12 protein-coding genes and 1 pseudogene are annotated in these 11,686 nt (G+C 68.3%); 7 read left to right on the top strand and 6 right to left on the bottom strand.

Features of this window, described 5'->3' with window-relative positions:
• Window positions 1–489: 489 nt before the first annotated feature.
• The 3 genes from KBY19_RS34135 to KBY19_RS34125 all read left to right on the top strand — a co-directional run bounded on the left by KBY19_RS34135 (window position 490) and on the right by KBY19_RS34125 (window position 3,650).
• On the top strand, window positions 490–927 hold the full coding sequence (locus tag KBY19_RS34135) for a gamma-glutamylcyclotransferase (RefSeq protein WP_099883622.1): 438 nt from the start codon (window positions 490–492) through the stop codon (window positions 925–927).
• A 106-nt stretch (window positions 928–1,033) separates the two neighbouring features.
• Complete coding sequence (locus tag KBY19_RS34130) at window positions 1,034–1,855, top strand: purine-nucleoside phosphorylase (protein WP_185017981.1); 822 nt, start codon at window positions 1,034–1,036, stop codon at window positions 1,853–1,855.
• A 106-nt stretch (window positions 1,856–1,961) separates the two neighbouring features.
• Complete coding sequence (locus tag KBY19_RS34125) at window positions 1,962–3,650, top strand: phospho-sugar mutase (protein ID WP_210967389.1); 1,689 nt, start codon at window positions 1,962–1,964, stop codon at window positions 3,648–3,650.
• An 84-nt stretch (window positions 3,651–3,734) separates the two neighbouring features.
• Here the strand turns inward: KBY19_RS34125 and KBY19_RS34120 are convergent, their stop codons facing one another.
• The 3 genes from KBY19_RS34120 to KBY19_RS34110 form a co-directional block, all read right to left on the bottom strand.
• A complete protein-coding gene (locus KBY19_RS34120; protein WP_210957634.1) occupies window positions 3,735–3,995 on the bottom strand; it encodes a hypothetical protein in 261 nt (86 codons plus the stop codon).
• A 256-nt stretch (window positions 3,996–4,251) separates the two neighbouring features.
• The gene (locus tag KBY19_RS34115) at window positions 4,252–6,117 is read right to left on the bottom strand and encodes an alpha/beta hydrolase (protein WP_307843694.1); all 1,866 of its coding nucleotides are present in this window, start codon (window positions 6,115–6,117) and stop codon (window positions 4,252–4,254) included.
• Window positions 6,114–6,524 (bottom strand): hypothetical protein, encoded by a 411-nt coding sequence (locus KBY19_RS34110; protein ID WP_210967387.1) that lies wholly within the window; start codon window positions 6,522–6,524, stop codon window positions 6,114–6,116. The genes KBY19_RS34115 and KBY19_RS34110 overlap by 4 nt, the downstream gene beginning before the upstream one ends.
• A gap of 284 nt (window positions 6,525–6,808) precedes the next feature.
• Here KBY19_RS34110 and KBY19_RS34105 point away from each other — a divergent pair.
• Together KBY19_RS34105 and KBY19_RS34100 are read left to right on the top strand one after the other, a co-directional pair.
• Window positions 6,809–7,021, top strand: a pseudogene (locus tag KBY19_RS34105) (phospho-sugar mutase); the annotation flags it as partial.
• 56 nt (window positions 7,022–7,077) lie between these two features.
• Window positions 7,078–8,058: an arylamine N-acetyltransferase gene (locus KBY19_RS34100; RefSeq protein WP_307843693.1), complete on the top strand. Its 981-nt coding sequence runs from the start codon at window positions 7,078–7,080 to the stop codon at window positions 8,056–8,058.
• Window positions 8,059–8,148: 90 nt separating this feature from the next.
• On the opposite strand, the gene KBY19_RS34095 is transcribed toward KBY19_RS34100, so the two are convergent.
• Window positions 8,149–8,835, bottom strand: a complete 687-nt coding sequence (locus KBY19_RS34095; RefSeq protein ID WP_099883620.1) for a PH domain-containing protein — start codon at window positions 8,833–8,835, stop codon at window positions 8,149–8,151.
• A 136-nt stretch (window positions 8,836–8,971) separates the two neighbouring features.
• On the opposite strand from KBY19_RS34095, the gene KBY19_RS34090 reads away from it, so the two are divergent.
• A complete protein-coding gene (locus KBY19_RS34090) occupies window positions 8,972–9,520 on the top strand; it encodes a dihydrofolate reductase family protein (RefSeq protein WP_210967386.1) in 549 nt (182 codons plus the stop codon).
• A 330-nt stretch (window positions 9,521–9,850) separates the two neighbouring features.
• Here the strand turns inward: KBY19_RS34090 and KBY19_RS34085 are convergent, their stop codons facing one another.
• Both KBY19_RS34085 and KBY19_RS34080 read right to left on the bottom strand, forming a co-directional pair.
• Complete coding sequence (locus KBY19_RS34085) at window positions 9,851–10,174, bottom strand: ATP-binding protein (protein ID WP_247691711.1); 324 nt, start codon at window positions 10,172–10,174, stop codon at window positions 9,851–9,853.
• The gene (locus KBY19_RS34080) at window positions 10,104–10,418 is read right to left on the bottom strand and encodes a hypothetical protein (protein WP_210957637.1); all 315 of its coding nucleotides are present in this window, start codon (window positions 10,416–10,418) and stop codon (window positions 10,104–10,106) included. Before KBY19_RS34080 ends, KBY19_RS34085 begins: the two co-directional genes overlap by 71 nt.
• Before the next feature lie 216 nt (window positions 10,419–10,634).
• Here KBY19_RS34080 and KBY19_RS34075 point away from each other — a divergent pair, with 216 nt between their 5' ends.
• Window positions 10,635–11,399, top strand: coding sequence for a GntR family transcriptional regulator (locus KBY19_RS34075; protein ID WP_099886744.1), 765 nt, complete (start codon window positions 10,635–10,637; stop codon window positions 11,397–11,399).
• Window positions 11,400–11,686 lie beyond the last annotated feature (287 nt).

Below are 11,686 nucleotides of genomic sequence, written 5' to 3'. Positions count from 1 at the left end.
GCCCCCCTAGGACCCCCCTGCCCCCGATGAAACAGCCATTGACGTACGTGAAGTCCGTCCGGGGGTGGAGGTCCTTGGACCCGCCGGTGGCGACCCTGCCGGAGCGTCGCCGGTGCGACTCCTCCCGCGAAGGAGACACCAGCAACGCAATTACGGCTCCCTCCCACCCGGCGTTACCGGTAACACCGGTGCGGGCGGAGTGGCACCAACACACGACCCGCAGGGTCGCCACCGGACGAATTGGGGGCAGCAACACCCAGGCCGATTCCATGTAAGGCAATGGCTTGCCTGGTTGCGGAAGGGGGGTTCTAGGGGGGCGAAGCCCACCTAGCGGGGGGCCGTCGGGGGGGCGGAGCCCCCCGACACGACCCCTCGGCGGCAGCCGAAGGGCAAAGGGGGCGTGCCCCCACAACAGAGGGCGGACTCCGCGCGGGGTACCCCGCAAAGCGGCGTGGCCCGCGGAGCGGAGGGCGCCGTTACCCTCGTGGGATGTCGCTCTACGCCGCCTACGCCGGCAATCTCGACGCCCGCCTGATGGCCCGCCGCGCCCCGCACTCCCCGCTGCGCGGCACCGGCTGGCTCTCGGACTGGCGGCTCACGTTCGGAGGGGAGCACATGGGGTGGGACGGGGCGCTGGCCACGATCGTGGAGGCGCCGCGGGCCCAGACCTTTGTGGCGCTGTACGACCTCGCGCCGATGGACGAGGACTCGGTGGACCGCTGGGAGGGCGTCGGTCTGGACATATACCGGCGGATGCGGGTGCGGGTGCACACGCTGGAGGGCGAGGAGCCGGCCTGGTGCTATGTCCTCAACGGTTATGAGGGCGGTCTGCCGTCGGCCCGCTATCTGGGGGACATCGCGGACGCGGCGGAGTCGGCCGGGGCCCCGTACGACTACGTCATGGAGCTCCGTAAGCGCCCCTGCTAGCAGAAAGCACACATGCGCCCCGCCGGGCGCTGAGGTCGTCCGTGTGTTCGTCCGGACTTGCGTCCCACGTCTACGCGCGTAGGCGATAACGGGCTACCCTCGTCGCGTGAACGCTTCTGCCACTACCCACGACGCCGACGACCCCTACCGCTCCGCCGAGGAGGCCGCCGCCAAGCTGCGGGCCCTGACCGGCGAGGACAGTCACGATGTGGCCCTCGTCATGGGCTCGGGCTGGGTGCCCGCGGCCGACACGCTCGGGGTGGCCGACCACGAGCTCGCGATCACCGAGCTGCCGGGGTTCCCGCCTCCGACCGCCGCGGGCCACGCCGGCAAGATCCGCTCGCACCGGGTGGGCGACAAACGCGCGCTCGTCTTCCTCGGCCGTACGCACGCGTACGAGGGCCGCGGTGTCGCGGCCGTCGCGCACGGGGTGCGTACGGCCGTGGCGGCGGGCTGCAAGACCATCGTCCTCACCAACGGCTGCGGTGGACTGCGGCCGGGGATGCGGCCCGGGCAGCCGGTCCTCATCAGTGACCACATCAACCTCACCGCCACCTCCCCCATCGTCGGCGCCAACTTCGTCGACCTGACCGACCTGTACTCGCCGCGGCTGCGCGCGCTGTGCCAGGAGATCGACCCGACGCTGGAAGAGGGCGTCTACGTCCAGTTCCCCGGGCCGCACTACGAGACCCCGGCCGAGATCGGTTTCGTCCGGGCCATAGGCGGAGACCTGGTGGGCATGTCGACCGTGCTGGAGGCCATCGCCGCACGTGAGGCCGGGGCCGAAGTGCTGGGCGTCTCCCTGGTGACCAACCTCGCGGCCGGGATGACGGGGGAGCCCCTCAACCACGAGGAGGTCCTCCAGGCGGGCCGGGACTCGGCGGTACGGATGGGCACCCTGCTCGGTGAGGTGCTGAAGCGGCTCTGACTCCCCGGCGCCGCGAGCAGCCGCCCCGCACGGACCGAGGGCGGCTTCGCGCCCAGCCCCATCAGCTCTCCATCCGAAAGGCAGGACCAAGAAGATGAGCGACGGCCTGCGCGACGACGACGCGCTGCTCGCCCGTGCCCGTGACTGGCTGGCCGAGGACCCGGACCCGCAGACCCGTGAGGAGCTCGCAGCACTCGTCGAGGCCGGTGACCTGGACGAGCTGCGGGACCGGTTCTCCGGCACCCTCCAGTTCGGCACGGCAGGACTCCGCGGTGAGCTGGGCGCGGGTCCGATGCGGATGAACCGGTCCGTGGTCATCCGCGCGGCGGCCGGGATCGCCGCGTATCTGCGGTCCCGTGCGGGCGAGGGGGACCGGCCGCTGGTCGTGATCGGGTACGACGCGCGGTACAAGAGCGCCGACTTCGCGCGGGACACCGCGGCCGTGATGGTCGGTGCGGGGCTGCGCGCGGCGACGCTGCCCGGGCCGCTGCCCACCCCCGTACTGGCCTTCGCGGTACGGCATCTGGGGGCCGCTGCCGGGGTCATGGTCACGGCCAGCCACAACCCGCCGCGCGACAACGGCTACAAGGTCTACCTGGACGACGGTCTGCAGATCGTGCCGCCCGCCGACGGGGAGATCGCCGAGCAGATCGCGGCCGTCGGCCCCCTGGCCGGCGTACCGCGCCCCGAGTCGGGGTGGCAGGTGCTCGGCGAGGACGTACTGGACGCCTATCTGGCGCGGACCGGCGCCGTCCTCACCGAGGGCTCGCCGCGCGAGGTGCGGATCGTGCACACCGCGATGCACGGGGTCGGGCACCGCACGGCGCAGCTCGCCTTCGAGCGTGCCGGGTTTCCCCCGATCGTGCCGGTGCCCGAGCAGGCCGAGCCGGACCCCGACTTCTCCACCGTCGCGTTCCCCAACCCGGAGGAGCCCGGCGCGATGGACCGCGCGTACGCGACCGCGCGTGCCTGGGAGGCCGAGCACGGCGAACGCCCGGACGTGATCATCGCCAACGACCCGGACGCGGACCGCTGTGGTGTCGCCGTACCCGACGCGGGAACCGCGAGCGGCTGGCGGATGCTGCGCGGCGACCAGGTGGGAGCGCTGCTGGCCACCCATCTGATCCGCAAGCAGGCCGAGGGGACGTTCGCGACGACCATCGTCTCCTCCTCGCTGCTCTCGCGTATCGCCGAGGCGGCGAAGCTGCCGTACGCCGAGACGCTGACCGGTTTCAAATGGCTCGCCCGGGTGGAGGGTCTGCGGTACGGCTACGAGGAGGCGCTGGGCTACTGCGTCGACCCGGAGGGCGTCCGCGACAAGGACGGCATCACCGCGGCGCTGCTCGTCGCCGAGCTGGCCGCCGAGCTGAAGCAGGCCGGGCGCACCCTGGCCGATCTGCTGGACGACCTCGACGTCGAGTACGGCGTCCACGCGACCGACCAGCTGTCGGTGCGGGTCGCGGACCTGTCGCTGATCGCCTCCGGGATGCGGCGCCTGCGCGCCGAGCCGCCGGCCGCCCTGGGCGGACTGGCCGTGGCGCAGGCCGAGGATCTGACTCACGGCAGTGCGGCACTGCCCCCCACGGACGGACTCCGCTACCGGCTGGCCGGCGCGGACGGTGTCGAGGGCGGGCGCGTCGTCGTACGGCCCAGCGGTACGGAACCCAAGCTCAAGTGCTATCTGGAGGTCGTCGTGCCGGTCCGCGTGGCGACTGACCTCGCCACCGCTCGGAAGAGGGCGGCAGCTGTGCTGGAGCAGCTCAAGGGCGACCTGAAGCAGGCCACAGGGCTCTGAACGTCGGGGAGACAGCCACCCCACGTGCAGCGGCCCTCGCACGGCTCGAAACGGTACAAGGGCCGCTGCACGTCAAACACAAGTTCAGTACTCGTCGCTGGCATCTTGCCCTCTGGGCGCCTTGAAGCAGGTGGAACCAAGAGAAACATGGATCAAGGAGGGATCTTTACTTCCGATAGGCTCCTCCCACAGTTCCACCTGGGCAGAGAATTTCTTCTTCGGATTATCAGCGCGCAGTGTCAGGCTTTTGTCCGCGCTGTTGTCCGGACCATAACTGACCACTTTCCAGCCATGTTTAGGCATCTCCGCCTTCAAACGCCTCATCGCCTTCTTCAATTCGGCCACAGGAAGATCGTAAAGGCTCCACGGGTGTTCGATCAGGAAGTATCGAGAAGGGTCCCTTCCCTCGCACCTGCCGACGCCGGGACCGTTCTCTGTCACCTTGCCCTTTACGTCCATTAGGTCGAGCAATTGACTGGACAATTGTTTTGCGTCTGTGCGAGCCTTTTCCACATCCCGAGTAGGGGGTTCGTCTTCGGACTCTGCTCCGGAACACGAAGTCATCGCAAACAATAGGAGCCCTGACAAGAGCGCGACTTTCCTAATCAAGTTTCACCTTTCCGTACCTGCCGACAACGACCCTCGCTTGGTTCCGGAGACTCTGAGAGCCTTCCTCCCAATAGCCACTGTGCGTCGACGTGTCGACCTCCATGCGCTTCGCGCCGAATGCTTCGTCGCTGGGCACGCTCTGGCCGTACTCCGCACCGATGGGGACTCCATGTCGGGTGTCGACCTTCCACTCCCAACCACCCAGCCCGGCAACTTTGCCACCAGCCGGAACAAGATCGAAGCCCTCGATCCCTTGGTCGGCACCGGCAGCTTCTGACCAGACGTGCCCTTTCCCTACGTCCAGATCCTCCGCGTTGGGCACCAGCATTCCCGGGCTTCCGACCGCGATGATGTCGTCAGCCGCAAGGTCACCCGTCTTGGACGCCTGCCCCACCACGGTGCTGCCGTAACTGTGGCCCACTACCGTAGTGTGGCTTGCATCCCCACCTCCCTGCGCAGTCTGGAGACCCTCCAGATACCGATTCAGCTTCGGAGCTCCGTCTTCGGCCCAGCCTTTCTGCGTGGCTTCCGGGACGATGCTCTGCGGCGCGTCATAACCCAGCCAGGTAATGGTCGAAACATCCTGACCAGGACGCATGGTGTCTGCTTCCCGCCAGATCCGCGCCATCCGGTCGATGTCACCGCCGATCGCCTCCAACTTCGACTTCGTTCCCGGCACGTACACCGCTGTATGGTCCGCTGTGTCCGGGTTGCCGTTGGCGATGATCGCGCGGCCCTTGCCTTCGGCGCTGAACCCGAGAAGGTAGGCGGAGGGCAGGCCCTCTCTGCCAGTGGCCTCGAAGCGCGCCTCAATAGCTCTCATCCCTCTGAGCGCCCCCTCAAGGTGCTCACGCTTCGCGTTCCATTTCTTCCATTTATCCGACACGACCAGGGCCTGATTTTTTCCGTGGTCCTCCCAAACGTACTTCTCCGGCTCGGGCGGCATGGCGGATTTCTGCAGGGAGTACTGCGCCTTGGCTTCGGCCAGCACCGTGCGATTGGCCTCGTCCCGAGCTTCAGCGGGGAGGCCGTCCATCGCTCCGACAGATGCAGGGTGGAGAGCGATGTAGTCGTCGCGCTCTTCTTTGGAGAGCTTCTTCCACCACGCCGCATTCTCCTCCGGGGAACCTTTTTTCGGTGGCTTCAGGTAGTCACCCGCCCCCTTACGGACGAGCCGCATATCCTCCTTGACGTCGCCCCAGTCCTTACGGGACACATGAAGGTCGTCATCGGCTTTGAGGGCACGTAGTTTCGGGGCCCACTTGTTGTCCGCTTCGGTAGCCAGTTTCAGCGCATCCGCGATACGGTCTGCGATCTCGACCGCTTTGCCGTGATTCGGATTCGGATTTGCGTTGGCCGCCTGCTTTTCAAGCGAATCGGCAAGCTTGTTGGCGTCAGCCGCTGGGTCGATAGGATTGCCTGTGGGGCGCCCTTTGGCTGTTCCTCTGGTGGTGCCACCCTCAGGCTTCTTTCCGTCGACCTCCTCCCCTGCGGGAGGGTAAGTGACAGAGCCATCGTGGTTCACTGTGAAATGGGCAGCGCGCGCATCCTCCTCGGCCGCATCGAAATTCTTTTTCGCAGCCCGAAGCTCGGCCGTCAGCGCGTTGAGGGCGGCACGTATTAGCCCGCATTCCGTCTGCACGTAATGGAAGTTCTTTCCAAGACCACGGACCGCAGTGATAGCGGCTTCGGCAGCCTCACCCTCGAGCGTCTTACCCATCGCGCTGACGACGTGTTCAGTGACGCGCCTCTTGGCCCCATCTGCCATACTCCCAATAGCGTGGTATCCGTCGGCGGCCTGCCCGAACTGTTCGGGGTCCAGTTCGCGCATCGTTGCGACATCGACCACCAGGCTCACCGCCTCTCGCGTTGCGAGCCGTCATCGCCCGTGACGGTCTTGCCGTCCGGAGATTGCACCTTCGTACGCATATGCCGGAAAGCTTCTTCTGTTTCCACGTCGTTCTTATAGTGGTGGTTACCCGCCCTTTCCAACTTCTCACTGAGCTCGCCGCATCTGCGATTCACCGCTTCGACGTATACTTTCCACGAGTCATGAAGCTCGCGCTGCGCCGAGGCGCTTTCCAGGCCGCCGACCGCACCCTTCGAGCCTGCGCCCTTCTGCCCGGCCTCCATTTCCTGCATCGCCTTCCGGATGCCACTGCGCAGTTTGCTGACACTCTCACCGGCGCTGATCCAAGCGTTTTTGGGCGACTTGAGACCCTTTGAGTTGCGCTTTCCGTCCCCTCCCGCTCCGGCCAGTTGCATCCTGGTCGTAGCCTCCTGCTTGAGACCAGCCCACTCCTGATTAAAAGTGACCATTTCTCCCCCCCCTGGCCTCGCTCGGCCGGGAATGTTGCGGCTTCACAGGCGGCCAGTAATGTTACAAGCACGTACCGCTACCGCATGGAGGGGGTCAGCCCATGACCCTCGCTGATCGACGCTTCAAATGTCTGATCGCCACCCAAGCGGTGCTGAAGCGCTGGGCGCCCCCAGCCTGAACGACGGCCTCCGCAACCGACCCGACTGACGAGAGAGAAACGCCTCGTGGAACGGACGGACTCCGCTACCGGCTGGCCGGCGCGGACGGTGTCGAGGGCGGGCGCGTCGTCGTACGGCCCAGCGGTACGGAACCCAAGCTCAAGTGCTATCTGGAGGTCGTCGTGCCGGTCCGCGTGGCGACTGACCTCGCCACCGCTCGGAAGAGGGCGGCGTCTGTGCTGGAGCAGCTCAAGGGCGACCTGAAGCAGGCCACGGGGCTGTAGTCCGAGCGGAGGGGCGGACGGGGGCGGCTGTTCTGTCGAACGGTCGCCCCCGTCGTATGAGATCCCCGCCGCCGCGCGGGAGCGGAATAGCGGGCCCGGCGGGCGAGTTGCCCGAACAGACGGACGCCCTCGCACACCTCCCGGCTGGAGAGACCGACGACATGTGGCACGGCGAGCAGCTCGACCTTGACGCGTACCTCGCACGACTGGGGTACGAGGGGGAGCGCACCCCCACTACGGAGACACTGCGCGCCCTGCACCGCGCCCATGTGCTCTCGGTGCGCTGGGACAATCTGGACAGCTTCCTGTACCGGTCGGTCTCCCTCGATCTGGCCGACGTCCAGGAGAAACTCGTCCGGCGCAGCCGCGGCGGCTACTGCTACGAGCACGCCACGCTCTTCGCGGCGGCGCTGGAGCGGCTCGGCTTCGACTTCACCGCCGTCTCCGGGCGGGTGCAGATGGGTGCGGAGAAAATCCTTCCGGCGACCCACGCGATGCTGCTGGTCGGCGTCGAGGGACGGCGCTGGCTGAGCGACATCGGTTTCGGCGCCTGCCCGCTGGCCCCCATCGAGCTGGTGGAGGGCGAGGACGGCAACGAGGTGATGATCGAGGGGCGGCCGTTCCTGCTGCGCCGTACGGAGATCACCCCGGGCGCGGACGGCTGGGCGCTCCATCACCCGGACGGCCGGGGCGGCTGGGTGGTGCGGCACAACTTCACCGAGAACCCGCAGTACCCGGTCGACTACGAGCTGGGCAACCACTTCATCGCGACCAGCGCGCACTCCCCCTTCAACCGGCGCCCCTTCCTCCAGCGCATCCGCCCCGACCGCACCGACCAGCTCGACGGCCTGACCTGGACGACGACGGCCGCGACCACCGCCGCCGGCGCGGAGCCGGACGAGAAGCGGACCGTGGAGCCGCACGAGCTGCCCGAGCTGCTGTCGGACACCTTCGGGGTGGAGCTGTCACCGGAGGAGGCGAAGCTGGTGGTGGAGCGGGTCCAGCCGCAGGATGGCCGACCGGACCAGGAGAGCTAGCGGAGTCGGGGGCGGACGGCCGGGGGCGGGAGGGCCCGCGCGCCGGGGGGAGAGAGAAGAGCGGGCCGGAGGGCGCGGAGGCGCCCCGGGTCAGCCCGTCGCCAGCAGGACCGCCAGGAGGACGGCGCCCGCCACGGCAGGGGCGATGACCTCGAAGGACCAGCGGACCGCCACCTTGCCCTGGGCCTCCTCCTTCCGGCCGTGGGTCTCCAGCAGCTCGCGGAGCTCGTCGACGGACTGGTCGGAGGGGGCCCGCCGCTCCCGCATCTCGGTCTCGCCCGGGTCCAGATTCGGCACACCGCGCCCGCCGAACAGGCCGCCCGGCCCGGGGGACGGCGGCCGGCCGGCGGCGATCCGCTCGTTGTGCCGGGTCGCCTTCTTCCGGGCCCGCAACGAGACGGGGATGGCCCAGAGCTGGTATTTCACCCCGTCCGCGACGACCTCGCTGGAGTACCCGGCACGCACGGTCTCCACGGCTCCCCAGGGCACCTCGATCGTCCGGAAGGGGTTGCGCACCCGCATCCGCCGCTCCCCCGCGAACACGGCGGGGCGCAGGGTGAAGGCGACGACGAGCGGCACGGCGAACAGCAGCCCGGCGAGTGCGAGCCAGGGTGTGCTGCCCTCGCCGCCCACGATCGCGTCGATCGACAGCCACAGTCCGATGGCCAGCAGTACGATGCCGCCCGCCATCCCTGCGGGCGAGCGGAACACTCGGTCGGGGAACTCCTGCCCACCGCTGCCGGCCCCGTCGTGCTGGTCCTTGTCCTCGCTCGTCATGCGAACGATTGTGCCGGACCGTCCGCATGACGGACATTGCGGTACGGCATCGAAGAGGCATCCGGATCGGCGATGATTCCGCTTCGGGCGCCGGGTCATACCCGGCAACAGCATCCACCCACACCGAGGAGCGGTCATGGGAAGCCTCAAGGTCCACGAGTTCATCTCCCTCGACGGCGTGATCGAGGCCCCCGGCTGGACGGCCGACTACCCGTTCGGGCCGCAGATGACGGAGGCCGTCGGCGGCCTCACGGCCACCAGCGACGCCATATTGCTGGGCCGCCACACCTACGAGATGTTCGCCCCCGCGTGGTCGACCCGCACGGCGGACGACGACCCGGGCGCCCCCTTCTTCAACGAGACGGCCAAATACGTCGTCTCCTCGACGTTGGAGAAGGCCGACTGGAACAACTCGACGGTCCTGGGCCCGTACGACCCGGAGGCGGTGCGCGAGCTGAAGCAGCGCACACAGGGCATCTACGTCAGCGGCAGCGCCACCCTGGTGCGGGCCCTGCTCGCCGACGGCCTCGTCGACGAGCTGCACCTGTTCCTGTACCCGGTCACCCTCGGCCAGGGCCAACGCCTCTTCCCGGAGGGCGCCGACGGGCAGAAGCTCGCCCTGACGACCTGCGAACGGTTCGAGGGCAGCGTGGCCCACCTGGTGTACGGCCCTGCGGCGGACTAGGAGGCGATGCCTTCGCGGCAGGAGAGGCCGGTGCCGACCGCCCACCGAGCGGGCAGACGGGAACCGAGCCGGTGCGTCGGGCCGCCGCCGAGCGCGGCGGTCCGTCCGTCGGGGGGGGCACGGCTTCACCCCCGACGACGGCCGCCGATCTCCGTACCCTGCCGGAGCACGCCGCTCATCGGACGTGCTCGTCGCCGCAATCCCTTGCGAAGATGTTGAGCGCGGCGTCGGGTTCGGTGACTGTCTTCCGCGACGCCGCCCAAACGAGTTTCGCCCAGACCACCTTGCCCATGGGCCGGTCCTCGGTACCCCACGATTCGGCGAGCGCCGTCACGGCCAACAGGCCGCGCCCCCTGGTCCGTTCGCTCGACACCGTTCGGGCCGTGGGCGGCGGCGCACTGGATCATGCACCTCCACACGTGTGTGAGCGGCGCGGACAACAAGCCCGAGGCCGATCCTGTCGCCCGGCTCCGTGCCGTAACGGATGGCGTTGCTCACCAACTCCGAGACGACGAGGCACAGGTCGTGGATCCGGTCGGCGGGCATGGCAGGGGCGTAACGGGCGATCGTGTGTCGCGCGTAGTCACGTGCCGCTGCTGCGGTCTGCGGCGTGGCCGGCAGCGTCGTGATCGTCGGTTCGAGTGGCGTGCGCATGTGTCTCCTTCGTGAGCTGCGCCCACAGCCCGCGGCCGTCCTTCGTCACGCCGGAGCAGGCGGACAGTGCGCCGACGATGTCTCGGCTGAGTCCGCGCTGGGCGCTTGGTGCGGTCGAGTTGGTGGCCGTGATCCGTAACTGCGGGCCCGCAGTCGAGAGCGTGATCTCGACTGCAGCGGGCGCGGCGCCCAGCAGGGCGACGAACAGTTCGTGTGCGACCAGTGGCGCGTTCTCGTGATCCACGCGTGCGGCTGTCCATTGCCGCAAGGCGCGCCCTTGTCGGGGCGAGCCCGGGAAGACCACTTGCCATGATTGGCCCATGTTGGCCATGGTTCGCCGCCCGCTTCCTGCTTACGGATAGTGGGCATCTGTGTACAGATTGGCGGGAGAGTTGACGACGGTCAAGCCAGTCCGGGCATTATGTGTGCACAGAAAAGGGTGATCTTCCGGGAGGTGGACATGGCGGCGGCTCGCGACGCCGAATACGTGCGCATCGCCGAGGAGTTGCGCGCTGCCATCACCGGTGGCGACCATCCGCCCGGGTCCCGGCTCCCCACGCTTCCCGAACTGTCCAGCCAGTACGGGGTTTCCCAGACGACGATCAGGCAGGCACTTGGCATCCTTCGGAGCGAAGGTCTGATCGAGACCCGCGCACGGGCCGGTACCCGAGTGAGGGAGCGTCCGCCCGTACACCGGCTGCAAGCCGACCGGTACCGACGCTCCGGGGATCGCTCCACCCCTTACACCCGTGACCAGGACATCACCTGGTCCGAGTACCGACTCGACAAGCGGTTCGAGCGGGTCGAGGCCGATACCGAGCTCGCCGCCCTGTTCGAGGGAGAATCGGGCGAGCCGCTGCTCGCCCGGCACTTCGTCTTCCATGACAACGACGTGCCGACCCAGATGAGCACAAGTTACGTGCGCTGGACTGATGTGGCGGGGACGCCCGTCGCGGACCCGATCAACGAGCCCTGGCCCGGGGGCACCCGCGCGCAGATGGAGTCGCTCGGATTCCGCGTTGCCCGTGTGACGGAATCCTTGACCGGGGGTATGCCGACCGCCGACGAGGTGGAGATTCTGCGCATAGGTGCAGGCGTGCCTGTCCTGCGTCTCACCCGACGGCACATCGCGGCGGACGGGCGTGTACTGGAGGTGGCGCACCCGATCGTGCGGCGAGCGGACACGACAGTCGTCGAATACGAGGTCGATCTCGGGGAGGCATGAGGAGGCCTGCGAGGCCTGACACCCCCAGGGCCGGAAGAGTCGTCTTGAGTGGATGCGGGACCTTGTCGGTGGCGGCCTTGTTGGGTGCCCTCCGTGGGGGGAGGGATTCGCGGGGATGCGTAAATTTGGCGTGTGATGCCGGGTTCGCGTTTCATGCGAACGCGCCTTCCGGCTGGCTACGGGGGTCGTTGGTTGCGGTGCGTGCTGGTTGCTGGTGCGGGTTTCGTTGTAGCGGGGCGCCGTGCCGCCGCCGTCGCGGGGCGCGATTTCGCGAGCCGATGCTGGGG

The organism is Streptomyces sp. B15, assembly GCF_018070605.1.
GTDB lineage: Bacteria > Actinomycetota > Actinomycetes > Streptomycetales > Streptomycetaceae > Streptomyces > Streptomyces smyrnaeus.
Note: the sequence above shows the minus strand (reverse complement) of the source record. Positions and strands in the feature narration are given on the sequence as shown.